The sequence below is a fragment of the Rhodococcus sp. NPDC127593 genome, from assembly GCF_042671975.1.
Classification (GTDB): domain Bacteria; phylum Actinomycetota; class Actinomycetes; order Mycobacteriales; family Mycobacteriaceae; genus Rhodococcus_F.
In genome coordinates, this window is record NZ_JBHXWI010000106.1 from 1 (window position 1) to 24108 (window position 24108).

Annotated in this window: 26 protein-coding genes and 1 pseudogene; 17 read left to right on the forward strand and 10 right to left on the reverse strand. The window is 63.7% G+C overall.

Going from position 1 to position 24108, the window contains the following annotated elements:
- From ACFVJ3_RS46910 to ACFVJ3_RS46975, 14 genes are all read left to right on the forward strand, one after another.
- Window positions 1-567 (forward strand): glutathione S-transferase family protein (locus tag ACFVJ3_RS46910; protein WP_378458585.1); only part of this gene is annotated, 567 nt, incomplete at its 5' end.
- A 35-nt stretch (window positions 568-602) separates the two neighbouring features.
- Window positions 603-1304 carry a glutathione S-transferase family protein gene (locus tag ACFVJ3_RS46915; protein ID WP_378458586.1) on the forward strand — a complete coding sequence of 234 codons (702 nt, stop codon included), beginning with the start codon at window positions 603-605 and terminating at the stop codon, window positions 1302-1304.
- A gap of 77 nt (window positions 1305-1381) precedes the next feature.
- The gene (gene tadD, locus ACFVJ3_RS46920; RefSeq protein WP_378458608.1) at window positions 1382-2737 is read left to right on the forward strand and encodes a non-phosphorylative glyceraldehyde 3-phosphate dehydrogenase TadD; all 1356 of its coding nucleotides are present in this window, start codon (window positions 1382-1384) and stop codon (window positions 2735-2737) included.
- Window positions 2738-2798: 61 nt separating this feature from the next.
- A complete protein-coding gene (isoA, locus tag ACFVJ3_RS46925; protein WP_378458587.1) occupies window positions 2799-4322 on the forward strand; it encodes an isoprene monooxygenase oxygenase subunit alpha in 1524 nt (507 codons plus the stop codon).
- A 35-nt stretch (window positions 4323-4357) separates the two neighbouring features.
- On the forward strand, window positions 4358-4642 hold the full coding sequence (isoB, locus tag ACFVJ3_RS46930; protein WP_378458588.1) for an isoprene monooxygenase oxygenase subunit gamma: 285 nt from the start codon (window positions 4358-4360) through the stop codon (window positions 4640-4642).
- On the forward strand, window positions 4635-4979 hold the full coding sequence (isoC, locus tag ACFVJ3_RS46935) for an isoprene monooxygenase ferredoxin (RefSeq protein ID WP_378458589.1): 345 nt from the start codon (window positions 4635-4637) through the stop codon (window positions 4977-4979). Before isoB ends, isoC begins: the two co-directional genes overlap by 8 nt.
- Window positions 4980-4997: 18 nt before the next feature.
- Window positions 4998-5330, forward strand: a complete 333-nt coding sequence (isoD, locus tag ACFVJ3_RS46940; protein WP_025432436.1) for an isoprene monooxygenase effector protein — start codon at window positions 4998-5000, stop codon at window positions 5328-5330.
- Window positions 5327-6349: an isoprene monooxygenase oxygenase subunit beta gene (gene isoE / locus ACFVJ3_RS46945; RefSeq protein WP_378458590.1), complete on the forward strand. Its 1023-nt coding sequence runs from the start codon at window positions 5327-5329 to the stop codon at window positions 6347-6349. The genes isoD and isoE overlap by 4 nt, the downstream gene beginning before the upstream one ends.
- Window positions 6350-6360: 11 nt before the next feature.
- On the forward strand, window positions 6361-7398 hold the full coding sequence (gene isoF, locus ACFVJ3_RS46950; protein ID WP_378458591.1) for an isoprene monooxygenase reductase: 1038 nt from the start codon (window positions 6361-6363) through the stop codon (window positions 7396-7398).
- Window positions 7399-7433: 35 nt separating this feature from the next.
- Entirely contained in the window at window positions 7434-8816 is a 1383-nt protein-coding gene (locus ACFVJ3_RS46955) for an aldehyde dehydrogenase family protein (protein WP_378458592.1), read from the forward strand.
- The gene (gshB, locus tag ACFVJ3_RS46960; protein ID WP_378458593.1) at window positions 8813-9862 is read left to right on the forward strand and encodes a glutathione synthase; all 1050 of its coding nucleotides are present in this window, start codon (window positions 8813-8815) and stop codon (window positions 9860-9862) included. The genes ACFVJ3_RS46955 and gshB overlap by 4 nt, the downstream gene beginning before the upstream one ends.
- Complete coding sequence (locus tag ACFVJ3_RS46965) at window positions 9859-11289, forward strand: FAD-dependent oxidoreductase (protein ID WP_378458594.1); 1431 nt, start codon at window positions 9859-9861, stop codon at window positions 11287-11289. Before gshB ends, ACFVJ3_RS46965 begins: the two co-directional genes overlap by 4 nt.
- A 41-nt stretch (window positions 11290-11330) precedes the next feature.
- On the forward strand, window positions 11331-12332 hold the full coding sequence (locus ACFVJ3_RS46970) for a helix-turn-helix domain-containing protein (protein ID WP_378458595.1): 1002 nt from the start codon (window positions 11331-11333) through the stop codon (window positions 12330-12332).
- Between the two features lie 140 nt (window positions 12333-12472).
- Window positions 12473-12655 carry a hypothetical protein gene (locus ACFVJ3_RS46975; protein ID WP_378458596.1) on the forward strand — a complete coding sequence of 61 codons (183 nt, stop codon included), beginning with the start codon at window positions 12473-12475 and terminating at the stop codon, window positions 12653-12655.
- A gap of 658 nt (window positions 12656-13313) precedes the next feature.
- On the opposite strand, the gene ACFVJ3_RS46980 is transcribed toward ACFVJ3_RS46975, so the two are convergent.
- The gene (locus ACFVJ3_RS46980) at window positions 13314-13796 is read right to left on the reverse strand and encodes a hypothetical protein (RefSeq protein ID WP_378458597.1); all 483 of its coding nucleotides are present in this window, start codon (window positions 13794-13796) and stop codon (window positions 13314-13316) included.
- 635 nt (window positions 13797-14431) lie between these two features.
- Between ACFVJ3_RS46980 and ACFVJ3_RS46985 the strand changes: the two genes are divergently transcribed.
- Together ACFVJ3_RS46985 and ACFVJ3_RS46990 are read left to right on the forward strand one after the other, a co-directional pair.
- On the forward strand, window positions 14432-15427 hold the full coding sequence (locus ACFVJ3_RS46985; RefSeq protein WP_378458598.1) for an enoyl-CoA hydratase-related protein: 996 nt from the start codon (window positions 14432-14434) through the stop codon (window positions 15425-15427).
- A 102-nt stretch (window positions 15428-15529) separates the two neighbouring features.
- Complete coding sequence (locus tag ACFVJ3_RS46990) at window positions 15530-16423, forward strand: phytanoyl-CoA dioxygenase family protein (RefSeq protein WP_378458599.1); 894 nt, start codon at window positions 15530-15532, stop codon at window positions 16421-16423.
- Window positions 16424-16504: 81 nt separating this feature from the next.
- Here the strand turns inward: ACFVJ3_RS46990 and ACFVJ3_RS46995 are convergent, their stop codons facing one another.
- From ACFVJ3_RS46995 to ACFVJ3_RS47025, 7 genes are all read right to left on the reverse strand, one after another.
- Window positions 16505-17029 carry a hypothetical protein gene (locus tag ACFVJ3_RS46995; RefSeq protein WP_378458600.1) on the reverse strand — a complete coding sequence of 175 codons (525 nt, stop codon included), beginning with the start codon at window positions 17027-17029 and terminating at the stop codon, window positions 16505-16507.
- A 54-nt stretch (window positions 17030-17083) separates the two neighbouring features.
- Window positions 17084-17731: a hypothetical protein gene (locus ACFVJ3_RS47000; RefSeq protein WP_378458601.1), complete on the reverse strand. Its 648-nt coding sequence runs from the start codon at window positions 17729-17731 to the stop codon at window positions 17084-17086.
- A complete protein-coding gene (locus ACFVJ3_RS47005; RefSeq protein ID WP_378458602.1) occupies window positions 17731-18435 on the reverse strand; it encodes a hypothetical protein in 705 nt (234 codons plus the stop codon). Before ACFVJ3_RS47005 ends, ACFVJ3_RS47000 begins: the two co-directional genes overlap by 1 nt.
- Window positions 18436-18487: 52 nt before the next feature.
- Window positions 18488-19021, reverse strand: coding sequence for a hypothetical protein (locus ACFVJ3_RS47010; protein WP_378458603.1), 534 nt, complete (start codon window positions 19019-19021; stop codon window positions 18488-18490).
- 10 nt (window positions 19022-19031) lie between these two features.
- On the reverse strand, window positions 19032-19628 hold the full coding sequence (locus ACFVJ3_RS47015) for a hypothetical protein (protein ID WP_378458604.1): 597 nt from the start codon (window positions 19626-19628) through the stop codon (window positions 19032-19034).
- 47 nt (window positions 19629-19675) lie between these two features.
- Window positions 19676-20131 (reverse strand): hypothetical protein, encoded by a 456-nt coding sequence (locus ACFVJ3_RS47020; protein WP_378458605.1) that lies wholly within the window; start codon window positions 20129-20131, stop codon window positions 19676-19678.
- Between the two features lie 103 nt (window positions 20132-20234).
- The gene (locus tag ACFVJ3_RS47025) at window positions 20235-20648 is read right to left on the reverse strand and encodes a hypothetical protein (RefSeq protein ID WP_378458606.1); all 414 of its coding nucleotides are present in this window, start codon (window positions 20646-20648) and stop codon (window positions 20235-20237) included.
- Window positions 20649-21425: 777 nt separating this feature from the next.
- Between ACFVJ3_RS47025 and ACFVJ3_RS47030 the strand changes: the two genes are divergently transcribed.
- Window positions 21426-22586 carry a globin domain-containing protein gene (locus tag ACFVJ3_RS47030; protein ID WP_378458607.1) on the forward strand — a complete coding sequence of 387 codons (1161 nt, stop codon included), beginning with the start codon at window positions 21426-21428 and terminating at the stop codon, window positions 22584-22586.
- 45 nt (window positions 22587-22631) lie between these two features.
- On the opposite strand, the gene ACFVJ3_RS47035 is transcribed toward ACFVJ3_RS47030, so the two are convergent.
- Window positions 22632-23192: a hypothetical protein gene (locus ACFVJ3_RS47035; protein WP_378458609.1), complete on the reverse strand. Its 561-nt coding sequence runs from the start codon at window positions 23190-23192 to the stop codon at window positions 22632-22634.
- A pseudogene (locus tag ACFVJ3_RS47040) lies at window positions 23169-23787 on the reverse strand (protein kinase); the annotation flags it as partial. The gene ACFVJ3_RS47035 and the pseudogene ACFVJ3_RS47040, both read right to left, overlap by 24 nt.
- Window positions 23788-24108 lie beyond the last annotated feature (321 nt).

Consider the following 24108-nt stretch of genomic DNA (forward strand, 5'->3'; position numbering starts at 1 on the left):
GGCAAGCTGCCGTACATCGTCGACAGCGACGGAACCAAAGTCGGCGACTCCAACACGATCATCGCCTACCTGAAGGACAAGTACGGCGACAAGCTCGATGCGGATCTGAGCAAGCAGGAGCTTGCCCTGGCTCTCGCCTTCAACCGGTTGATCGAGGAGCACCTGTACTGGAGCGGCATCATCCAGCCGCGCTGGCGTGAGGACAGCGGGTGGGAGACCTACATCCCGTACATCGTTCAGGGCGCCGAGGTGACCCCGGAGATGCGCGAAGGCCTGGACGGGTTCCGGGGCCGGATCCTCACCGAGTTCGACGGCCAGGGTATGGGCCGGCGTAGCGCGGAGGTCGTCGTCGAGTTCTTCCGGGCGGACATCGATGCTCTGTCCGACTTCCTGGCCGACAAGGACTTCTTCCTCGGCGACAAGCTGCATTCGATCGACGCCTCGGTGTACTCGACGCTGCGGCACATCGCCGACCAGCCGCAGCAGTGGCTCGGATCCGGATACGTCCAGTCCAAGGCGAACCTCGTGGACTACCTGGACCGCATCCGCAAGCAGTACGACATCTAACCCGCCGGTAATCGACTCTCTTGGAGCATCGTTCGATGATTGACCTCTACTACTACACAAGCCCCAACGTGCGGAAGGTGCTCATCGCGCTGGAGGAATTGGGACTTGACTACCAGATCGTCTGGACCGACATCAGTGAGGGCGATCAGTTCGAATCGGAGTACGTCGAGATCAATCCGAACAGCAAAGTGCCGGCCATCGTGGATCACGATGGCCCCGGTGGCCGGCACTTGGCGATCTTCGAATCCGGTGCCATCCTGCTCTACCTGGCGGAGAAGACCGGTCGCCTCCTTCCCGAGGATCCGATCGCCCGCCAGGAAGTGTTGTGCTGGCTGTTCTGGCAGGTGGCCAACCAGGGACCGATGGCAGGACAGGCCGCCCACTTCGTCTCGCATGCCCCGAAGCAGGGAATCGACAACCCGTACGCCCGAAACCGCTACGCGGGCGAGGTGGCCCGCCTCTACCGCGTCATGGATGACCGGCTACGTGATCGCGAGTACCTCGCCGGCGAGTACTCGATCGCGGACATCGCGACCTTCCCGTGGACTCGGGTGGCCGCCGGGCACGGGGTCGATGTCTCCGACTACCCCAACGTCAAAGCGTGGGCCGACCGTATTTCTGCCCGACCCGCAGCCAAGGTCCGGATCTCCGACCCGCGCGAGGAGAAGGCCCGAAACCACGTCTACAGCGCGGAACAGTTCAAGACCCTCTTCCGCCCGGAAGGAAGTCAACCATGAGTATCACCGCAGATTCTCTGTCCAACAGCACCCCACCTGGGCTGACCATCGACGGAGAGATCACGACCACCGCAGCGGTGATCCCCGTGATCAACCCCGCCACCGAGTCGGCCTTCGTCGAGGTTCCGGACGCCGGAGTCGAGCACCTGGACTCCGCGGTCTCTGCCGCTCGGCGCGCCGCCGAGCACTGGGCTACGCACGACCTCCCCTTCAGACAAGGCATCGTCCTTCGCCTGGTCGACCACGTGCGTGCCAACATCGACGAACTGGCCCGTCTGGTGACCCTCGAACAGGGAAAACCCTTGGCGAAGGCCGCCGGCGAGATCGAATCGGGTCTGCGCGGTCTCGAGCGGTATGCGAGCTGGGACATTCCTGTCGAGGTCATCCGGGACAACGACGACGAGCTGATCGAGGTGCACCGTGCACCGGTCGGAGTCGTCGGGGGCATCACCGCCTGGAACTATCCCCTCCTGCTGGCGCTGTGGAAGATCGGCCCCGCCCTGATTACCGGCAACCCGATCATCGTCAAACCCTCACCCCTGACCCCGGTGGCCACGTTGCGCCTGGGTGAGCTCGCGCAACAGATCCTCCCCCCGGGTGTGCTGCAGGTGCTCAGCGGCGGCGACGATCTCGGCCGGGCGATGACTGCTCACACCGGGATCGACAAGATCACGTTCACGGGGTCCGAACGCGCGGGGAAGTCGATCATGGCGGGCGCCGGCGCGACCCTCAAGCGCCTGACCCTCGAACTCGGTGGCAACGATCCCGGCATCGTCCTCGACGACGTCGACGTAGCGTCGATCGCGGCGGATCTGTACTGGGGTGCCCTGTCGAACTGTGGTCAGGTCTGTGCGGGCCTCAAGCGCCTCTACGTGCCCCAGCACCTCGCCCCCGCGATCGAAGAAGCTCTGGCCGAGGTCGCCAAGGGGGTGAAGGTGGGCAACGGGCTCGACGACGGCGTCGACATGGGCCCGGTCCAGAACGCCGTCCAGTTCGCCAAGGTGCGTGGCTATGTCGATGATGCGGCCCACCGCGGCGCCGACGTGTACTTCCGCGGTGAGGTGCCCGAGGGCCCCGGTTACTTCCACCCGGTCACCTTGGTGCGTGGGGTCGACGACTCCGTGCCCCTGGTTCGCGAGGAACAGTTCGGCCCGGTCCTGCCGATCCTGACCTACACCGACATCGATGATGTGATCACGCGCGCCAACGACTCCGAACTCGCGCTCGGCGCCTCGGTGTGGTCCTCCGACGAACAGCGCGCGACCGAGGTCGCCGAACGGGTCGACGCGGGCACGGTCTGGGTGAACCAGCATCCGATGCTCTCCTCCGATGTGCCGTTCGGTGGCGTCAAGCAGTCCGGCCTCGGCGTCGAACAGTCCATCCACGGTGTCCTCGAGTACACCAACTACCGAGTGCTGCGGGTCAAACGATGACCGCTGAACGGAACCATCCAGAAGACCACCGCTCATACCGTCACAATGGAAGGCGCACAATATGTTACTGAACCGGGACGATTGGTACGACATCTCGCGAGACCTCGACTGGGAACTGAGCTACGTCGATCCGGCGGTGGCGTTCCCGACGAGTTGGAGCGGTGCGGGGGACGTACCGAAGGAGGCCTGGGACAAGTGGGACGAACCGTTCCGGGTGTCGTACCGCGACTACGTCCGGATCCAGCGTGAGAAGGAGTCGGGCGTCAAGGCCGTCAGCAGCGCCCTGGTGCGTTCCGGCACCTACGAGAAGCTCGACCCTGCGCACGTCGCCACGACGCACCTACACATGGGCACCACGTGCATGGTCGAGCACATGGCGGTCACCATGCAGAGCCGATTCTGCCGGTTCGCGCCGACCCCGCGCTGGCGCAATCTCGGGGTCTTCGGGATGCTCGACGAGACCCGCCACGCCCAGCTCGATCTGCGTTTCTCCCACGATCTGCTCAAGCAGGATCCGCGTTTCGACTGGTCGCAGAAGGCGTTCCACACCAAGGAGTGGGGTGTCCTGGCGGTGAAGAACTTCTTCGACGATGCGATGCTCAACGCCGACTGCGTCGAGGCCGCGCTGGCGACGAGCCTGACCGTCGAACACGGATTCACCAACGTCCAGTTCGTCGCATTGGCCGCCGACGCCATGGCTGCCGGCGACATCAACTGGTCGAACCTGTTGTCCTCCATCCAAACCGATGAGGCACGCCACGCTCAGCAGGGTTTCCCCACCCTGTCGATCCTGATGGAGCACGACCCCGCCCGCGCGCAGAAGGCACTCGATGTCGCCTTCTGGCGGTCCACCCGGCTGTTCCAGACGTTGACCGGGCCGGCGATGGACTACTACACACCCCTAGATCAGCGCAAGATGAGCTTCAAGGAATTCATGCTCGAGTGGATCGTCAACCACCACGAACGGATCCTCGAGGACTACGGGCTGAAGAAGCCCTGGTATTGGGACCAGTTCATGTACTCGCTCGAGAACGGCCATCACGCCATGCATCTGGGAACCTGGTTCTGGCGCCCCACGCTGTTCTGGAAGCCGAATGCCGGCGTCTCCAAGGACGAACGGGAATGGCTGCGGGAGAAGTACCCCACTTGGGAAGAGAACTATGGTGTGATGTGGGACGAGATCATCAAGAACGTCAACGATGATCGGATCGAGGACACTCTGCCGGACACGTTGCCGGCGCTGTGCAACCTCACCCAGCTCCCGTTGGGATCTGCGTTCTCCCGGCACGATCTCGCCGACCACAGCCTGATCTACAAGGGCCGGCTCTACCACTTCGATTCCGAGATCTCCAAGTGGTGCTTCGAGCAGGACCCCGAGCGTTACGCCGGCCACCAGAGCTTCATCGACCGTTTCATCGACGGACAGATTCTCCCGGCCGACCTCGCCGGCGGGCTGCTCTACATGGGTCTGACCCCGGACGTGATGGGAGACGACGTGTACGACTACGCCTGGGCGAAGGACTACCTCCCGTCGAAGCCCGCACTGGTGGAGGAATCCGTTGAACGCGAACCGATCTCGATCTGAGACCCGACTTCACTTGATTGCCAAGGAGAACTGACATGGCACCCTTTCCCATCACCGGCCGTTTCGTCGGCGATTTCGTCCCACTCCTCGTGGCCGTGGACACCGACGACACCTGGGATCAGATCGCCCGCAAGGTCGCGGCGCATGCGGTGGGCCGGCGGGTCCCGAAACCTGAGGTGAGCCCCGGATTCGAGGCGCTCGTGGACGGCACCGTGATGACTTCCGACGCCACCCTCGGTGAGCTACTCGGCACCCGCACGATCCCACCGCTGCAATGGGTCGACGTCCGCTTCCGAGAGCAGGTGAGTTCCGATGGCTGACGCACCCGGCAACGACTTCGTCGACCTGGTCGCCGAGGACGAACTGTGGGACGACGAGATGGAATCGTTCGACGTCGGAGACGACGAAGTGCTCTTGGTGAAGGTGAACGGTGAGGTCCGCGCGTACGACGGAATCTGCCCACACCAGAGCATCTCGCTGGTCGAGGGGGAATTCGAGAACGGTGTCGTCACCTGCCGCGCACACGAGTGGCAGTTCGACGCGCTGACCGGTTCCGGGGTCAATCCCCGAGACACCTGTCTGCACAAGCACGACGTCCGAATCGTGGACGGTGTCATTCAAGTTCGCCTCAAGTCGCCGGCCGCGGCGCATCACTGACCGTAGGAGTTCACACTCATGACCATTGTCGACATGGATGCCTCGGACGAGTCGTCCCCCGACCTTGTGGGTCCGGTCATCCGGGCCGGCAACCTTGCGGAGGCGGTGATCGATGCGATCGAGGAGGACAACCCGGGACAGGACGTGCTGGTACTCGACCGCGAGGACTATGTCCGCATCCACACACGCGGAGCGTGCCGCCTGACGCAGTCGAGCTTGGAAAAGCACTTCGGCCAGAGTTATCAGCTGGCCGCGCTCGAGATCGACATGCCCTCGTTCAAGGGGCGCCTCAAGACTCGCACCGATGAATACGTCTGGTTCTACCAGAACTCCGGACAGGAGAAGTCATGACCAACAAGACACCGCGGTCCCGTTCGCGCGGGCTCAAGACCTGGAGTGCGTTCGGCAATCTCGGGCGACGGCCCACCGAATACGAAGTTCTCACGCACAACATGAACCACACCACCGGGCCCGTGCCACTCGAAATGGGACCAGACGTTCACGGAAACGTGTGGCTGCGCGAGCACCGCGACTCGATGAAATTGACGGTCGCCGACTGGGATAGCTTCCGGGATCCCGATACCGTCACCTACGGCAGTTATGTTGCCGACCAGGACGATCAGGAGACCTACGTCGAGGGTTTGATCGCCCAGTTCGACGGCGAAGGCTCCGACGAGACGCTTTCCGATGAGGCACTGACCCTGCTGGTGCGGGCCCTGACCCCGACGCGGTACGTCGCGCACAGCCAGCAGATGCTGTCCGCCTACGTCCAGCAGCTCGCGATCAGCAGCTATATCGGCAACTGTGCCGCTTTCCAGACCGCGGACCAGCTCCGCCGGGTGCAGCTCACCGCGTACCGCACCACCCAGCTGCAGCTGACGCATCCCGAACGCGGCTTCGGCACCGCGGAGAAGGAATTCTGGACCGAGCGCCCCGACTGGCAGCCGATTCGGGCCGCATTCGAATGGGCCCTCGTGGAATTCGATTGGGACCGAGCATTCGTCGCGACCAATCTGGTGACCAAGGCGATTGCGGATCAGCTCTTCCTCGTCCAGCTCCGGCACCAAACCGCCCGGGTCGGAGCACGATTGGACTCGCTGATTCTGGAGAACCTCTGGCGTGACAGCCTGCGGAGTCAGCGCTGGTCGGTGGCACTGGTCGAATTTCTCGTCGCGGCTGACGCCGGCAATCTGGATGTGCTTCAGGGTCATTTGAGTGAATGGGCCGCACGCGGGAACGAGATGATCGAGGCCGGCGCGCGGATCGTCGCGTCACCCAGCGGAGCGTCCGCGGACGAGATTTCCGCCGCGGTCCGCCAGGACTGGCACTCGTTCCTCGACCTCGTCGGTCTGCGGGCCGAATCCGATTGAGATCTGAGACCATGACTGTCACAGTGAACTTCAGTGGGCACGAGGGACCGGTGACGTGCGGGCCCGAAGAGACACTTCTTCGGGCCGGCCTCCGGGCCGGACTGGCCCTGCCCTACGAATGCGCCAGCGGTGGATGCGGCAGTTGCCGCGCGCAACTCGTGGACGGGGAGGTCAAGACCCTCTGGCCCGACGCCTCCGGGCTCTCCGAACGTGATCGCCGACGCGGCAATCGGATCCTGATGTGCCAGTCGATTCCCACGGCCAACTGCACAATCAAGGCACCGATACTCGACGGGCCGACGGTGAGCCGAGAGGCAGTGCCCGAGCGTGTGACTTCCCGACTCCTGGGCCGGGAAGCGCTGACCCCCGACACCGCTCTCTTCACCCTCGACTTCAGCTCACCCATCGACTTCTTGCCAGGGCAGTTCATGCTCCTGGAATCACCGGACGGCGTTCGGCGGGCCTACTCGATGGCGCACCCCGCCGACGGGGCCGGTTCCACCACCGTGGAATTCATCATCCGCGCCAAGCCCGGCGGGGCGGCATCGAGTTGGCTCTTCGATAAAGTCCAGGTGGGCGAGGACATTCTGGTCGAAGGACCGTATGGGCGTGCATACGCACAACCGGGGTCCGAGCGTCCCGCGGTGTGTATTGCGGGCGGCACCGGGCTGGCACCGATCCTCGCGATCACCGAGGAACTTCTCGTCGAGAACCGGGCGCGGCGGGTGGACCTGTACATCGGTGCACGTATGGCCGGGGACATCGTTCTCCTCGATCGGCTCGCCCGCTTGAACGAACTCGGTGCCCGTGTCGCCGTCTCGGTCGAAGATCCCGTCCTCGCTGGCAACGAGCCGGCTGGATGGGACGTGTTTGACGATTCCCGGGTAGGGCGGGTGATCGACCACGTCGCCGAAGACTGGACCGATCTCAGTGATCACGACATCTATCTCGCCGGCCCTGCCGGACTGGTCGACGCGGCGTTGCGAGCGCTGGTGCGCGAGCGTGGGGCCTCCGCGGACCGGCTGTTCTTCGACCGTTTCATCGCCTGAACGCAGTACCCCTCTCGAACTCGGAAGGATCCATCATGTTGCTGGAAACCATCGAACTACCGACCGATGAGCACTACGCACGTAACCTCATCGACGGAAGGTGGGTGTTTCCGGCCGCGCCTTACGAGTACGAGATCCGGAACCCCTCCGACAGCACGATCACCGCGGTTGTGCCCCTCTCGTCGCGATTCGACGTCGATCGGGCGATCTCGGCCGCCGGTGACGCGCTGTCGGGGCCCTGGTCCGAGCTACACACCCGGGACCAGCTGCTGGCTCTGTTGCTGCACCGGCTCGCCGAGGCGGCACCCGAGCTGGCACGCCTGCAATCGACCGAGACAGGTCTCGGATACGCCGATTCCCTCGCCACTATCGAATCGACATTGAGGATCGCTCGCGCGATCCTTACCCGAGAGGTCCTGCACCCGAGGCTCACACCCGCAGGCATCTCCGGGCACGTACTGTCGTGGGGGGCACCGTTCTCGGAGATGCTGCTGAATGTCTTCCCGGCACTGGCCGCCGGAAACACCGTAGTGGTCAAGCCGTCGCTGCGCGGTCCCTTGTCACCGGTGGCGTTCGCGTTCATTGCAGACCAGCTGGGATTTCCCGCCGGCGTTCTCAACATCGTGCAGGGCACCGGCGTCGACGTGGGCGCCGCACTCATCAGCAGTACCGCACTCCAGACGCTGCACGTGCGGGCGAACGAGTCCACCCTGAGCCGGGCCAGCCGAGCTGAACGCCGGACACACGTGCCCCTGCGAACCCTGGCCGGCGGCGGCAACGCCGCGATCGTCTACCCCGGCCTCGCGAATGACAAATTCGCGACGATGGCCTCCCACATCGCCGAAGCAGTTCGGGTCCACAACGCCGGCGGACCGTTCGGTCTACACACCGTCGCGGTGCACCGGGACGTCGCCAAGAATGCCATCGCTGCGGTTCTCTGCCAGCTGACCCTCTTCAACAATCGTGCCGCTCCCCTGCCCAGCGAACCCGTCCGGTGGCGGGCCTTCGATCGGATCGACGAGTTGGACGCCGGCGGCGGGCGGGTACTGCTGGGGGGAACGATTCCCGATGACATCAGGCATCGAATGGGGTGGCGGCTGCCCACCACGGTCGTCGACCTCGGCGACGCAACGTCGAAGGCCGCGGCAAAGGCACTGGCCCACTCCCGTGAACCACTGGGACCCGTGCTCACCATCGTCCATTGGGACACCCTCGCCGACCTCGACAGGGTATTCGACGCTCGGCGCCATCGTGACGGCTACGCATCGATCTGGGGGGACGACTCCACAGACGACCGCACCCGGTTCGGTGTCGCTGCCCGCGAACAGGGACCGCAAAGTGCCATGTACAGCGGCCTGGTACCGGCCGCATGGACAGGGGAGTCGACACATCGCACTATCGGCGAGGTGGCGTCATGAGCGGGCCGCCAGTGCTTGACGACCCGCAGGCCCGGTCTGGGCTTCGGTTGGACTTCGTGTTCATCACCGATCCCCTTGCCGGACTGGCACCCGCGCACGACACCACCATCGCTTTGATGGAGGAAGTGCAGTTGGCCGGCCATCGCGTGTTGACCACGACGATCGGCGAGCTCGGCATCGATCGAGGGCGCGTATTCGCCCGATGCCGGGAGGTGACGTTACGCCCAGCGGTCTTGAGCGAAGACAAGTGGATCGCCGACACCGACTGGTACACCAGTGGCGCATCCCGCCGCCTCCCTCTCGACGAGGTATCGGCGATCTTCATGCGGACCGACCCTCCGGTCGACAGCAACTATCTTCGTGCCACCTTCATCCTCGACTTGGTCGATCCCACCAAGACGCTGCTGATCAACTCCCCTGCTGGGCTCCGCGACGCGAACGAGAAGTTGTTCGCCCTGCGGATGCCCGAACTGGGTCCCCCCACCCTCGTCTCCGCGGACAGAGACGAAATAGTCGAAGCCGTACATTCCTGGGGAACAGCAGTTCTCAAACCCACCGACGGCATGGCCGGCCGGGGCATCATGCTCCTGCGACCGCATGACCCGAACCTGCACTCGATACTCGACACCGCCACCGTCCGCGGTGACCAGCACGTAGTCGTCCAGCAGTACATTCCGGAGGCGGAGACAGCGGGAGACCGTCGCGTGATCGTCCTCGACGGACAGCCGATCGGATCCGTCCGCCGCATCGTCGACACCGGCGGCGCCGGCGATGAATTCCGGTGCAACATGGCCACCGGTGCACGCGTCGTGCGCGACACCGTGACCGCCCGCGACCGTGAAATCTGCAACACACTCGGACCCGAGCTCGTCAGGCGTGGACTCGTGTTCGTCGGACTCGACATCATCGGAGACAGGCTCACCGAAGTGAACGTCACCAGCCCCACAGGAATCCGCGAGATCGATGCGCTCAGCGGAACCCACCTGGCCGCCGACACGATCGAATGGGCGGTCGCCCGATGCACAACCATGACGGAGATGCGATGAGCACGGCGATCCCACCGAAACAGCGCGAGCACATCGTCGTCATCGGCGCCGACGCCGCAGGTATGAGCGCGGCCCATCAAGCGCTGCGCAGCGCGAAAGCCGCGGGACGCGACGTCGACGTAATCGCGCTCGAGAAGACCTCCGACACCTCGTATTCTGCCTGCGGCATCCCATACCTGGTGTCCGGGACGGTCGGCACCGCCGACGAATTGAGCGCTCGCACGCCCGAAAAGCATCGGGCTATGGGGGTGGACCTCCGGATGAACGTCACCGCAACCCAGATCGACCTCGATACTCGCACGGTCACCTACGCCCACAACACCGGAGGTGAGGAGGAAGTTGTTCGATTCGACAAGCTTGTCCTCGCCACCGGTGCCCATCCGATCATCCCGGAGTGGGCGGTGACCGACGGGGGTGAACTGGTGGGAGGCGTGCACCCGGTCAAGGATCTCGATCATGCCCGGCACTGGCTCGATCTCGTCTCCCGCCGGTCACGCGATGGAGTAGCCATCCGCCGCCGCGCGGTGGTGGTGGGCGGCGGGTACATCGGCGTCGAAATGGCGGAAGCGATGGTGCAACGCGGATTCAGCACCACACTCCTGACCCGCAGTGCTGTGATGAGCAGCCTCGACTGCGATATGAGTGAGAGGGTGCGCGAGACCGTCCAAGCCGGCGGAGTCGACGTCGTCACGAACACCACGGTTGCCGATATCGACATCGACAGCGGCGACGGCCACGTTCGGTCGGTCACCGGCAGCAACGGGCAGGTCTACCCCACCGACGTCGTCGTCCTCGGACTCGGTGTGCGCCCGGCGACCGAACTCGGCGTGGCCGCCGGGTTGCCCATCGGCGAACGCGGTGGCTACTTGCCCAACGAGCGGCAAGAGGTCGCCGAGGGCGTCTGGGCCGCCGGGGACTGCTGCGAAGTCATCGACCGAATCCGGGGGCAGTACGTCCTGGCGCCCCTGGGCACCCACGCGAACAAGCAGGGGCGCATCTGTGGGTACAACACAGTTGGCGGATCGCACGAGTTCCCTGGTGTTCTAGGCACCGCCATTACCCGGTTCGTGTCCGCCGGCACTCACGTGGAGGTCGCCCGTACAGGCCTCGGGACTCGGGAGGCGACCGAGGCGGGGTACGACGTGGAGTCTCTGGTCACTGCCGGCGGCACGGCGAGTGGATATATGCCGGAGCGATCACCGATCGCCACCAAGATCATCGCCGACCGTCGTACGCGCCGGTTGCTCGGTGTGCAGATCGTGGGCGGGGCGCAGTCAGCCAAGAGGATCGACACTGCCGCCGCGGTACTGTGGGGCGAGATGAGCGTCGACGACCTTGCCGCGATGGATCTCTCGTATGCCCCACCGTTCGCCACGGTGTGGGAGGCAATTCAGCTCGCCGCCCGCCGATTGTCGGATCGGATGTGACCGCGCCGAACCAGCACCGACTCACGACGAAAGGCGCAGTTGTGAACAGTGTGACTGAGCCGATGCCGGTGGAAGACCTGCTCGTCGAACTGAACTGCTGGGCGGGTGTGAACGGGGCTCGGGAGGCGCGGGGGGTAACCGTCTGCCGGTTCGAGGAGCCGGGTCCGTATTCGTGGGAACCGGCCCACGGTGTCACCTTCGGTCTCGTCGCCCAGGGCCGACTGTCCGTGGACATCGATCGCACCGCTCACGGATGCGGTCCACTCGAGGGAATCGTCTTCACGGACCGTCTGTGCCCCGCGATCGAAGTAGTCGAGGCCTCCGCCGACCATCCCTTCCTCGCGATGTTTCTGCAGATCGACACGGCGATCATTCGTCGCATCTCGACGGATGTCTTGGTCAGCGATGCCGCGGCGGTGCCGATCACCCGGCGTGGCCGTCCGGGTGGCAATCAGTGCAGCGGCACCTTCCGTGTCGATGCACGACTACTCCACACAATTCTCCGGTTTCTTCGCGCCCTCGATGGCGAGTTGGACGAGCGAGTGCTCGCACCGATCTGTTTGCAGGAGATCGTGTATCGCTTGCTGCAGATCGTCAGCTGCCAGGATCCGCTCGAGGTGGCCTCACGCGAGTCCGACGTCGATCCTACGCGGTCGGCGATCGAGTACATCAGGTCTCACCTCACTGAATCGATGAGTGTGAGTGACATCGCGCGGGAGGTCCAGATGAGCGAGTCCGCGTTCGCGCACACCTTCCGTGCGACGATCGGCGTCAGTCCCTACCAGTTCCTCAAATCCGAGCGACTGGCCGCTGCTCGACGCATGCTCATCACCGAATCCGGCATCAGTGTGAGCGAAGTTGCACGTGCCGTGGGCTATTCGAGCGCCTCCCACTTCATTACAGAGTTCAAGCGCCGGTACGCGGTCACACCCCGCGAATATGCGAGCGGGAAGTACTCCTACGCTGCGCTCGAGGTCCTCGACCGTCACGACCCCACCCACACGAGAACAGCAGAAATGGTGCACTCCCCCGCAGGCAACTGATACGCGAAGGCCCGGCGGATATCGCACCGTCGATCTGGCACCGCTACTCATCTCATACGACGCAATCCGTGCGGCACTGAATCCGGGCAGTCTTCCGAACTAAAAGGGTTGCTGCGGAGCTGCACTCAAATTCAAATTTCATGTCCCAGAACTGCCCCGACGTGACCGCCCGTGTCGGACAGCTCAACACCGTGCTCCCCCGCTTCCAGGGTCTCGTCAGCGGCAACGAGGAGAGCATCCAGTTGGCGGCCAGTATGCCCACCTCCCAAACGGCGTCGACGGCCCTGCCCTCTGGTTCCTCGTCCATGGAGCGGTCTTTGTAGCCGCCGGCGTGCTCGGACTGGCGCTGCACGAGCCGGGTCATACGCCCCAGCCGAATCCCCGCGAAAAGACACTCGCCGTCTCCTGAGAGGAGGGATTGGCTGGCGGAGTGGGGGTGAGTGCGCCCTTCCGCCGTCCCCCACTTCAATGCGCAGGGCGCGCGCTTGCGAGGTCTGGCATGAGTGATGGAGCTCCGTGCGCTGCTCGCGGCCCGGACTTTGTTGCTATTGGGTAACCCGGGTTGTCGCCTCGGTATGCGCTCCGTCACCTACGGGTGTGGCGGCCTGCGCAAGAAATTCTCCAGACGCCGGAAACGGTGGTCCTCGAGACGTGACGCCCTGGGAGTCCTCCCCTCGGGGCCGCAGCTGTGCGCACGCCGGAGTCCGTTGCACCGCCAGGTCAACTCGATCGCTCCTGGTCCCAGTACGAGTCGTCTGGATCGTCGTCTTCGAACAGCGGCCAGCCACCGAATGAGGCGCCGCTCAGAGTGAGAATCGCGGTGAAGAACTTCTCCAAGATGAACAAGGAAGTCTGCTTTCTGTCTCGCTCGAGACCATTTGTGTGCCTACGGGCAGGATGCGCCACCGAACGCGTACCAACGCGATGAATCATCGCCGTGCGCGGGAATTCCCGTGCCTCGACGCGGCCGCGAACAGGCGGCTACGCCGCATTGTTCGCAGGAGCTAGGACCGGCACGAGAACCGAGTGAACCCCTGTGACATTTAGCATCTGCCGGATCGGGCCGCCCTGGCAGAGCTGGGAGGACAGCACACGTTCGCGGCACCGCACGGGATTCACCGTCCTCGGATCGATCGGAATCCCAATCAGTATTTCCGCGGACGTCGCGCTGCGGCTCGCATCTACCAGCAACGACTCCTCGTCGACTGCCCGGATGGGCACGTCGCGTCGTCCTCGAACCGAGCCAACGGTCACTACGACGTAGTCGAGGCCACCCTGAGTGAAGGTGATCAATCGGCAGTGGCGGCCGGACACCACGAGCCTGACGTCAAGGCCGCGTTGCGGCAGATGGTCGGCCATATCACTTTGCGCCCGCGGCAGTCCCGGCGCCGACGACGCTCGAGAACACGAACCGATGACAGTTCGCCGTGAGGTCCAGCTGAAAAATTCGTCCGTCGCGTCCATTGGTCGCGCCTCTTCTGTAAATCCGATCGCCTTGTCGGGGTTGCACCCGATCCCAACTTGTGTTGTGGATCACATAATCATATGAGTGAAAAGATGGCTAGTCAATTATTCACTGGATACTCTTTCTTAGTCGTGAAATGTTTATCGAGAGGTTACCCCAGCCGGTCTACCCGGCGAAGCGATCAGGACGCCCACCGGTCGGATGCACTACGGACCACGCTCCACCAGCAGTCAGGTAACTGCTACGCCGCGAGGGATTCGGCCCGCTCAGTCGACAGTCATGAGGTGTATGGAGATGAAACGAGAATCAGAGTTGGTTGCGTCAGGCCTCGGCCGTGACGAGCCCCGATCATGCCGCCTATGGGATCTCATCCTCTATTCGGTGATCGTGATCGCAGTAGCGGTAGGCGTTGCGGCAGTGCTCACCAGCCAATGACCGAGTCGCATCGGAGTCACCGGTGGTGTGCCGCAGCAAGTTCTGGATGCCATGCCGTTCCGGCAATTCGTCAACAGCTCAGACGCCGAAGCTGAACCCCTCGGTGCGCGATTGCCCGGCGCGGGCACTGCAGCTCTACAGGATTGCGGCAGGTCCTGTGCGGAGCACGCGCAGGCGCACACTGGAACTGCCCCGATCAATGCAGATGACCGCAGGTCGCGCGACCACTTCCGCATACGACATCGACATTCCCACGCGGTCGATACAGGCCACGATCAGACAGACTGAAAGGAAATCAGCGGTGAACGACTCCGAAACGATCCCGGTCGGGCGTAAGGGCCGGGTCGGTACTGTCACACTGAACCGGACCAAGACGCTCAATGCCCCCAACTCGCCGATGCTCGCGGACATCATCACCGCGCTCGACGGCCTGGAGAACGACCCAGGGATCGGCGCCATCATCCTTACAGGCTCTGAGCGCGCCTTCGCCGCCGGCGCCGACATCAAGGAGATGTGGCCCCAAAGCTATGCACATGTATTCGCCGGCGACTTTCTCGCAGGTTGGGAACGGCCGGCAGCGGTACGCAAGCCGACCATCGCCGCCGTAGCCGGATGTGCCCATCGTGGCGGCCGCGAGGTGGCGATGATGTGCGACCTCGTTATCGCGGCTGACCGCGAGATTCGGCCAACCCGAGATCACTCTGGGGGGATCCCCGGTCTCGGCGGTTCACAGCGCCACACGCATGCGACCGGCAAGGCCAAGGCCATGGACCTACTACTGGCCGGGCGCACGATGGACGCGGCTGAGGCCGAGCGTGCCGGACTGATCGGTCGTATCATCCCCGCCGATCAACTCCTCGGCCAGGCGCAGAGCATCGCCGAGACGATCGCATCGATGTCGCGACCGGTCGCGATGATGGCGAAGGAAGCAGTCAAACGTTCGTTCGAGACCACTCTTGGCGAGGATTGCGCTACGAGCGGAGGGCTTTCGACTCGACGTTCTCACTCGACGATCAGAAGGAAGGCATGTCCGCGTTCATCGAGAAGCGCGACCCGACCTTCACCCACCACTGAGTGGATGTCGATGTCGGGGCCGTCGGACGTTCGCCACCTCCACTCGGCGACGCTCGTCCACGCATCTCACTGCGTGCCTCCACCCCGGTGTCGGCACCACCGAGTCCACGCGACGCCCTAAGAACCCGATTGTCACCACTCCGCGACCGTCGGCCCCTCAGCCGAAGGCTGATTCCACGATGACCCACCACACCGCCCGCGGTCACCTTGCAAAGGAAATCCAATGACCACCGACCACCACAGTGAGCACCCCACCGAGCAGCTGCTCCGCGAAATCACCGACGAGGAACGGGCGGAGTTCGCTGCCAACGGAGTCATCCGCCTCGAAGCAGTGATCCCTCCGGCGTGGATCGACTACCTCCGGACCGCCGTAGATCGGATGATGACGGACGTGCACAGTACGTCCCAGAACTACACGTCCGCAGGGCAACCCCGCTTCTTCTCCCAAGCGTTCCCGCGCTTCATCGACTCCGCGTTCAACAGCTGGGCTCTGCGCGGGCCGACCAAGGACATCGCCCGCCAGATGCACTCTTCGGCGCGATCATTGCGGTTCTTCTACGACCAGGTGTTCGCGCAGGAACCGGGATCAGGACAGGGTGCGCCCTTCCACCAGGACTATGCCTACCTCCCTGTCGACGGCGCTCAGTACTTCCGTATCTGGGTACCGCTCGACACCGTCACCACTGATAGCGGGGCGATCCACTATCTGAAAGGTTCACACCTTGGTCCCGTTTACCGGCCCCGCAGTTTCAGCGGAAATCCTGATGTTGCTGCGGTCTATCAGAGTTCACCCTTCCCCGAATCACCCGATTTCGACGCCGACTACGACCAGCATCAATGGTTCATTGGCGAGGCCGAGCCGGGCGATGCGTTACTGCACCACCCGAAGACCGTCCACGGATCGCGCGCCAACCATTCCAGTCGATCTCGCCGTGCCGTCACCACGATCTTCACAGGTGACCAGGTCGTGTGGGATCCGAGGCCGGGTACCAGCTTCGACCACCTTCCCAGTATCGGTGGGTCCTCAGTCCCGCCGATGACCCCCGGCACCCCCGATCGGCGGCGACCTGTTCCCTGTGGTGTGGCACGAAACCCCCCTTCACGATTGACAAGATGACGCCAGCATTATCGGCCGTTCCCAGGAAACACCATCCTGCCGCCGAACCCCTGATGCGGGCTCACCCATATTGGTGTCGTGTCAGTTGCCGATGACCGGCAGGATCAGCGCGATGCGCAATTTCTGGTCGATCGTTTGCCCGAGGGCGAGTGATCGGTCCAACAGGGGGGCGAGTGCTTGAACTTTCGCGTCGGCGTCCGCCAGGGTGTGCACGATTTGCCCCGCGGGAACGGCGGCGGCATTTGCCTGATCGGTTGCAGATGCACCTGCGTCGATGATGCCGCCGAGGGGGGCATCCGCGGACTTCAGGGCGTCACCGAGAGCCTGGAGTTGGGTGCCGAGATCCCCGAGGGTCTGGTCAGCGCGGGTGAGGGAGTCGAGCACTCCGATGACTTCCGGAAGGCCCTGGTTGATGGCGGCGTTGGCGGGAGGCAATTCCTTCGCCCCGGACAGTGCCTCGTTGGTGGTCTGGTCAACGGTTTTCGCTTGATTGACACCGTCTTTGAAGATGTCATTGGTGATGCTCAAGTCTCGTGTGACGATCAGAATGCCACATAAGAGTGCGATGGCGAATGCCAGGGCAATCGCCCAGGAGAGCCGAAACATAATGTGTGTTCTGCCTTTCACTCGTTGTGTGTCAGTTCCTGAGCCGTCCGAGCGTTACGGGGTGGGGGTGGTCGCGACGCCGAGAGGGGGGAGGTTCAGGGAGTTGACCGGGGGACCGACCACCGCGAGCAGCGGTCCGAGCTCCTGGATGTGCCGGGCTTCTTCCTCGACGTTCGCCAGCGTCGCGGCGATGGCGGTGGCCTTGGGGCCGAGCGTTCCCAAGGTGCCTTCGATCGTGGTCAGTCCCTGGTTGATGGCCTCTAGCTGCGTGGTGACCGAGCCGACGGCGGTCGACAGTCCCGCCACCGTCGGGCTCGCTTGGTTGGCGCGATCGGTCACGTTCGCGACGAGGTCAGGCAGTGGGGAGGCGATCGTGCTGACTGTGCCGGTGCTGGCATTGAGTGTCTTGGCCTGTCCCGTCAGCTCTCCGGCCTTGGTGGTCAGGCCTTCCAGGTCGTGTGCCAGCGGGTCCAACGCTTGAATATCGGAGGCCAGCCGGGCGTGTTTGGGGACGAGAATCGAGGTCAGTGTGTCGAACTGGCCGGCGGAATCGATGACCTCGAGACTCAGCTGCGACGGTCGCCCCAGCGGGTCGACCACATCGTCGAGTCCGGGAAGAAACCCATTGACGGCGCAGAGCAGCACAGCGGGCGCGAGCCCCAGCCCGAGCACGACCCCGAGCCATGCCTTCTTGGTGATCATCAGTTCCCTCCCGGTGCAGGAATGAAAGCGCCCTGTTCGGGAACCAGCGCGAGTTTGTTCGTCGTCCGCGTCAGCTCCGCGTTGAGTGCGTTCACGAGATCTATCGCAGTGGTGAGCTCGTTGTTCACGTCGCTCACGGTGGTGTTCGCGTCCGCCGAGATTTGATGCAGCGAAGCCGCCGAACCCTGCAACGTGGTGGCGACAGTCTCGAGCTGTCCTGCGATCTGGGTGTCGCCTTGCCCAGCGGCGAGCAACGCACGTGCGTCCGGCAGCAGCGCAGCCAGGTGATCGACGTCGGCGGCGGTGGCGACGTTGAGCTGGGCCAACACCCCCGCCAGCTCGTCGAGTTGCTTGTGTGCCGTGGCCGGGGCGGTGAGGTCCGCCCGTTGGGCGAAGTATTCGTTGGTCAGCCGGAAGTTGTCCACGATCGTGCGCGCGCTGTCCTGCACGAGCTGACCCTTGTGGATGGCCGCAAAGACCAGCCCGAACAGGACCACGGCCAGGACCGCGGCGAGGCGGCCCATCCATTCGGTGGCTACGGCGAACCCGGTGGAACTGGGTGTTGCTGTATTCGGTATGTCCATCCGGTGGGGCAGTACGCCCTTTCGGTAGGGCAGCGCCGATGCCGGGATATCGAGTCGCTGAAGTCCGGCCAGGCCTCGGCGGGGGTACGCCTCTGGCGGTAAGTCGGTGCCCTGCTGCATGTCACGTCCAGTCGAGAGTAGGTACAGATCGGTTGGAGCAGAGAAGGTGGTTTCAGCCCGGGAGCGGAAGCATTTCGTTGATGGTTTGCGCGGCAGCAACCGAACCCTGCAGGTCGCTGACAAGGCCCTGAACGATGACCAGCAGCTGCCGGCCCTGGTCGCCGAACGCTTCCGCTGACTCCACGAGCGGGAGCACGGTGTTCTGGACCTCGCCGAGGATGCCCTGGATGTTGGTCAATTGCTCGTTCGTCAGCTGCGCGCCGTCGGTGCTGCCGGCAAGCATCTGCGCGGCCGGGGTGATCGCTTCATCCAGCTTGGTCAGCAGCGGCCCGAGTGCGGCCGTAGCATCGAGTGCGGTTTGCGCGGTGTGAGTGAGTTCAGTCAGCTGCTGGAGCTGATTGGTCAGTCGGTCGTTGACGTCGACGATGCCCTGGGAGGCAGTGATGCTCGTTTCGTTGGCGCGTTGCTGGTTGTCGAGTCGGGTGTTCAGGTTGAACACGACGAAGGCGAGCAGGCCGAGAACCCCGACCGCGACGATCGACAGAACCAGGCGCGCCGGTCCGCCGCGGCGTCCGAAGAAAATCAAGGTACTTCTCCTACTTTCCAGACAGGTCGTTGGCGGATTCTTCCGCCGACAGGCGGGCGCTCTGGACCTTGGCGGCGGTTGAACGTGCGTCGGTGAGGATGGCGTCCAAGGTGGCGCGGTCGCCGGCGACCGCCGCGGTGGCGCCGTCGACCGGCGGCTGGAGTGAGCTGATGTGCTCGGTCAATGTGTCGAGCGAGGCGACGAGATCGGTCACGTTCGCGCCGGCGAGGTCGAGGGTCTTCTGCACGTCGCCCGTGATCTGGCCGGTGAGGGTGTTGAGTTCGGCGGTCACTGCCGCATCGGTGCTCAGGACACTCGCCAGTGATGCCTTCATCTTGTCGAGCGCGTCGAACGCGGCCAGCGTGACCTTCTCGTGCTCGACAATCTGATCCAGGGCCGGGTTGTAGTTGCCGGCGGACACCACCGCTTGGTCGAGCCGATAGGGCGTGGCCGTCAAGTCGTAGATCCGGGGATACAGGTATAACGCACCCACCGGAATCAGCGCGAGAACCAGGAGTACGCGCGCCACATTCGTTGTGGTCGAGGCGCGCCGCGGCGGCTCGGCGAATCCGCCTGGTGCGATCTCGTCGGGAGATACGATCGGCATGGTGGCCTCGCCATCGAGGGTGTGCCTGTTCCGGCTCGAAATCGCCGTCACGACTCGACAACCGAGACCAGCGCGATAGTGCGCAACGCCGTCAGCGTGTGTGTGAGAAGACCCTTCACCACAAGCTTGTGCGTGACGATTCCGCCGAGCACCTTCATCCCACGGTTGGTGAAGAAGCCCACCGGGATCAACCCGCCGGCTTTCATCGGCAACTGTGAAACGTCGAGGATCTGGTTCACGCTGGCACTGATGGTGACGCTCGGCCGACCCACGATGTCGTTGTATACAATTGCCTCGTCGGTGCCGAACACGATCGTGCAGGCGCTGTCGGTGTCGGTGCTGTAGATCGACACCGGCCGGGAGATCTTACGTGCGAACTTGACTCGGGACGGGAAGTTCTCGACGTTCTGCCCGAGCAGCATCCCGAGGATGCTGGCGACGCCGTTCGCATCGTCCCCGTCGTACAGGGTGACCGGGTATGTCTCGGATTCAACAGTGGTCATCGATCATGGCCTTTCACAGCAGGGTCAGCGATATGTCCTATCGGCCCTGCGCGGGACTCGCCTGGCGAACACGCGAGTCCCACACGGGCCGTTTGTCAGTGGGTCACACGTCCCAGTCCGTGGGCACCTGACCCCACGACAACAGGAAATTGTTGAAGGCTCCAGCATTCTCGATGGCCGCCGACATCGGCCCCTTGGCGAATTTGACCTTTCCGGCCAGCAGCAGTTTTCCGCCCTCGGCGTCGCCCTCGGCCGCGCGCTGCCACGTCTCGAGCGTCCCGTTGATCTTCAACCACAGGTCGCTCTCGTCGAACTTGCGGATCGTCCAGGAGATGATCCTGGCCTTCTCCCACTCGATATGGCAAGCCACATCGTCTTTACCGATTGTGCCGAATTCCATGCGATTGGTGAACGAATCGGGGTCCTTGAAGCCCTTGTACACCTCCGGGTTCGCGTTGGCAGCCTCGAGCGCCAGTTCACACCACTCCTGCGAGAAAAACTTCAGCTTGTCGCTCATCGGTTCGACTCCTGTTCAGTCAATCTGTCTCAAAAGAACTGTGCAGATGCACATTTCACTAGACTGGAGGGCGCCTCGGTACTAGCTCACATCTCGCCACGACATCGCCGAGTGACACCGCTCACATCCGCAATTACCGTAGGCATTGATTTTTCACTCGTCAATTACTGATTTCTGTCTGCTTTTCCGACATGAAAGATCATGACAAGGATCCCGATCGGGGCCATCACCGGACTACCTGCATTTCGGGAACACATTCGCGCTCGCTGATTCGTCACCTGCCAACGAAGAAGCGCCGTGTTTCCAACCCCCCAGATTCGAGCTCGTGTCATGAGCCTGATCGGCCCCTCCACGCCGCGCCGTGACATGTGCGGCGGGCCGCAGCCTGTCGCGTACCCGCGCGCTGATCGCTGCGGTCGTCAACTGGTAGCGGGATCCTGCTGATTGGTTTCGCATTCGACCGTTAATCACCACCTCGGTCCCGCGAACGCCTCACCAGGTGTGTAATCCGAGGGAAACACCCGGATAGAGCCGACTACGTCCGCGAAACGGAACCCGGCAGGATCCATCCGGCCCTATCGATGAGGTGAGATTGACGATGTCCTCGTGCTGATCGCCGTCACCGGCGCCGACCGAAGGCCACTTGTCCTGCGTCATCGGCACTCGCTCAGCCCTGGCACACCGCTCCCGTCACCACGATCAGCGTGAATTCGTCCGGGGGGAAGTGGGGACGACATCACGCACCAATCCGAACGAAGACAAAGGTCACCGATTGTCGTGGATCCCCTGACGATTTCACTGGTCCGATCAAGCTTCAAATCTATCGGAGCGATCCCTGAAGGCGAGGACAAGTTCGCACGTTCCTTCTACGCCATTCTGTTTGCCACTCATCCCGAGACCCGCCAGCACTTCCCGGCAGCCATGGACACGCAACGCGATCGACTGATGCAGGCGATCAGCTACGTCATCGACCAACTCGAGGCAGCGGAATCCGTACTCCCCCTGCTAGCCCAACTCGGACGAGATCACCGCAAATACGGAGTCACAGAGGAGCACTACACCGCCGTCGGCGAGGCACTCGTCGCCGCGCTGGCCAACCTTGCCGGACCTGAACTCTGGACCGACGAGACGGACCACGCGTGGCGTCTGACGATCGCACTTATCGCCTCGATCATGACCGAGGCCGCCAACTCCGACGAGGGACCTCCGACACGTGTGGGCATGGTGATCGAACATCGCCGAGTACTCGACGACCTCGCCATCGTGCGTCTGGAACTCGACCACACGATGTCGTACGAACCGGGACAGTATGTCAGCGTGCAGGTACCCAGGCGTCCCAGAATGTGGCGCTACCTGTCGTTGGCAACGCCACCCACACCGGACCGGATCGTCGAGTTCCATGTCCGACGAGTATCCGGTGGCTGGGTGAGTCCCGCGATCGTAGGAGAGTCACAGATCGGCGACACCTGGCTGATCGGATCACCACTCGGTTCCCTCGGTATGTGGCGCGAACCTCGCCGAAGTCGGCTGATGATCGGCGAAGGAACCGGAATCGCTCCTTTGCGAGCGCAGTTGATGGACACCGCACAGCTTGACGGCAACCCTCGGACGCATCTGTTTGTCGGCGGCACCTACCCCTGTGACCTGTATGACCTCGACACGCTGTGGGCATTGACGCGGACGAATCCGCAGCTGACCGTCATCCCGGTAACCGAGTACAGCGACAATCCGTGGTGGGTCTCGAGAACGTCGCGGCCCTCGGGCGGTGTGCACGATCCACTCACCGGCCAGATGAGCCGTGTGGTCGCCGAATACGCGGACTGGACCGGTCACGACATCGAAGTCGTGGGATCACCGTCAATGATCCACACAACCAAGTATCGATTGATGGCCGCCGGAGTCGATGCCTGCCACATTCGCCATGACCCGCTGTACTGAGAGCCGGCGCCGCGAAGTCTTGAAGACCTCCACGTTGCGTGGATCTCACCGCTGAAGCAGCGAGCTCAGGACATCGACGGGTGTCGTGATGGTCGCCGGGACCGCGAACGGCTCAGTCGGAGAGTAGACCACGAGTCTCGCCAACAGAGTGCGCGCTACGGGTGGGGACTGGATGAACCGACGTCGACTCGAACGTGGCAGAGATGAAGCCAGGCGCTTCAGAAATCGACGTCGCGGGGCAGCGCGGTCACACATGCCGCCACGTCGGAGGTCCAGCCTGGCGGTGCGGGGTGCAGTACAGGTCGAGATGATCTTCGAAGGTGCCGAGGAGGTCGAGTATTCCGGGGTGCCCGCGTCGAGAACGGTGCGGGCAAGGCGGTGCTGCGCACAACGGACGATCGCGAGCCCGAGCTCACGTATGGCATCATCACGGCGGTCAGCCGCATAGAGCGCACAAGCTAGTAGCAACTGGTTACGCAGTTCCGCCCGGGGCCGTGCGTCCCGTCGTGCTTGGGTCAGCAGTTCAGTGGCCGAGCGTGATGGCTTGGTTGGCTCGGTCGGCGTCGGGATCGATGAGAAGAACCATCCGTCGGTGGATGCGCGCAGCCGGGTCACGTCCTCGGCGGTGAGGGCGAGACCTCGCAGATCCACCAGGAAGGACTGGGCTTCTTCGACGTCGAAACGCAAAGCGGTGGAATCGATCTCGACCAGCTCATCGCGCACCCCGTACGCGCTGAGGGGAAGCCCGGACTGGCTGCGGCTGGTTACCACCACCTGCAGGTGGTGGCAGCTGTTGGAGAGCAGGAAGTCGGTTGCCTTGATGGTGGTGGGATCGGTGACGCGGTGCCAGTCGTCGATGGTCACCCCAAGCAGTTCGCCACCGTCCTGAATGTCGTCGATCAGTGAGGTCGGTACGTACCGCTCGGCCTCGTCACCGTGCTCTTCCAGGACCTGTCCGAGCTCGTGGGCGAGGGCAGGCTGAACCATTCGGATCGCCTCGACCAGGTGCGAGGAACCAGACGACATTGTTGTCGTCCTGATCGATACTCAGCCACGCCACCGGCACGCCCTCACCGATCAGGTGCTCGCGCCACCGGCGGTGGGGTGCTCTTCCCGAAACCCGCCGGGGCATGGATCAGCACCAGGCGTCGGCACTCCCCGGCCGGAGCAGTTCGAGCAGCCGGGCCCGTGGAACGAGGGCCGAGGGCCGAGGGCCGAAGACACCTTCGTCCAATTCGGCATGACCCCCGCCCGGTTCACCGAGCGACGGTGGCACCTGGTGGCCCGCGCACCGTTCAGCGCTCGTCTCATCGAGTCCTTCGCTAACGCGTTCCTGCCCCCGGCGGCCTTATGAGCGCGACACATTCCGGACGAATCCCTCGCCTTCGCCGATGCCCATGCGGTACCTCATCTCGAGCTGGGTGCTCAGTCGGTGACGCCTTCTGCGTGAGCAGCGGCGGCGACTGCCTCCGCGACAGCGGGGGCGACGCGAGGATCGAGCGGGCTGGGAACGATCTTGTCT

Excerpts from the sequence above, each read along its gene's own strand:
- isoC (WP_378458589.1), top strand. The coding sequence starts at position 4,635 with ATGGCTGACGCACCCGGCAACGACTTCGTCGACCTGGTCGCCGAGGAC.
- ACFVJ3_RS46980 (WP_378458597.1), bottom strand. The coding sequence starts at position 13,796 with ATGGACGCGACGGACGAATTTTTCAGCTGGACCTCACGGCGAACTGTC.
- ACFVJ3_RS46975 (WP_378458596.1), top strand. The coding sequence starts at position 12,473 with ATGTCCCAGAACTGCCCCGACGTGACCGCCCGTGTCGGACAGCTCAAC.
- ACFVJ3_RS46955 (WP_378458592.1), top strand. The coding sequence starts at position 7,434 with ATGTTGCTGGAAACCATCGAACTACCGACCGATGAGCACTACGCACGT.
- ACFVJ3_RS47005 (WP_378458602.1), bottom strand. The coding sequence starts at position 18,435 with ATGCAGCAGGGCACCGACTTACCGCCAGAGGCGTACCCCCGCCGAGGC.
- isoD (WP_025432436.1), top strand. The coding sequence starts at position 4,998 with ATGACCATTGTCGACATGGATGCCTCGGACGAGTCGTCCCCCGACCTT.
- ACFVJ3_RS46965 (WP_378458594.1), top strand. The coding sequence starts at position 9,859 with ATGAGCACGGCGATCCCACCGAAACAGCGCGAGCACATCGTCGTCATC.
- ACFVJ3_RS46990 (WP_378458599.1), top strand. The coding sequence starts at position 15,530 with ATGACCACCGACCACCACAGTGAGCACCCCACCGAGCAGCTGCTCCGC.
- isoE (WP_378458590.1), top strand. The coding sequence starts at position 5,327 with ATGACCAACAAGACACCGCGGTCCCGTTCGCGCGGGCTCAAGACCTGG.
- gshB (WP_378458593.1), top strand. The coding sequence starts at position 8,813 with ATGAGCGGGCCGCCAGTGCTTGACGACCCGCAGGCCCGGTCTGGGCTT.
- isoA (WP_378458587.1), top strand. The coding sequence starts at position 2,799 with ATGTTACTGAACCGGGACGATTGGTACGACATCTCGCGAGACCTCGAC.
- ACFVJ3_RS47015 (WP_378458604.1), bottom strand. The coding sequence starts at position 19,628 with ATGCCGATCGTATCTCCCGACGAGATCGCACCAGGCGGATTCGCCGAG.
- ACFVJ3_RS47025 (WP_378458606.1), bottom strand. The coding sequence starts at position 20,648 with ATGAGCGACAAGCTGAAGTTTTTCTCGCAGGAGTGGTGTGAACTGGCG.
- isoF (WP_378458591.1), top strand. The coding sequence starts at position 6,361 with ATGACTGTCACAGTGAACTTCAGTGGGCACGAGGGACCGGTGACGTGC.
- isoB (WP_378458588.1), top strand. The coding sequence starts at position 4,358 with ATGGCACCCTTTCCCATCACCGGCCGTTTCGTCGGCGATTTCGTCCCA.
- ACFVJ3_RS47020 (WP_378458605.1), bottom strand. The coding sequence starts at position 20,131 with ATGACCACTGTTGAATCCGAGACATACCCGGTCACCCTGTACGACGGG.
- ACFVJ3_RS46985 (WP_378458598.1), top strand. The coding sequence starts at position 14,432 with ATGCAGATGACCGCAGGTCGCGCGACCACTTCCGCATACGACATCGAC.
- ACFVJ3_RS47000 (WP_378458601.1), bottom strand. The coding sequence starts at position 17,731 with ATGATCACCAAGAAGGCATGGCTCGGGGTCGTGCTCGGGCTGGGGCTC.
- ACFVJ3_RS46915 (WP_378458586.1), top strand. The coding sequence starts at position 603 with ATGATTGACCTCTACTACTACACAAGCCCCAACGTGCGGAAGGTGCTC.
- ACFVJ3_RS46995 (WP_378458600.1), bottom strand. The coding sequence starts at position 17,029 with ATGTTTCGGCTCTCCTGGGCGATTGCCCTGGCATTCGCCATCGCACTC.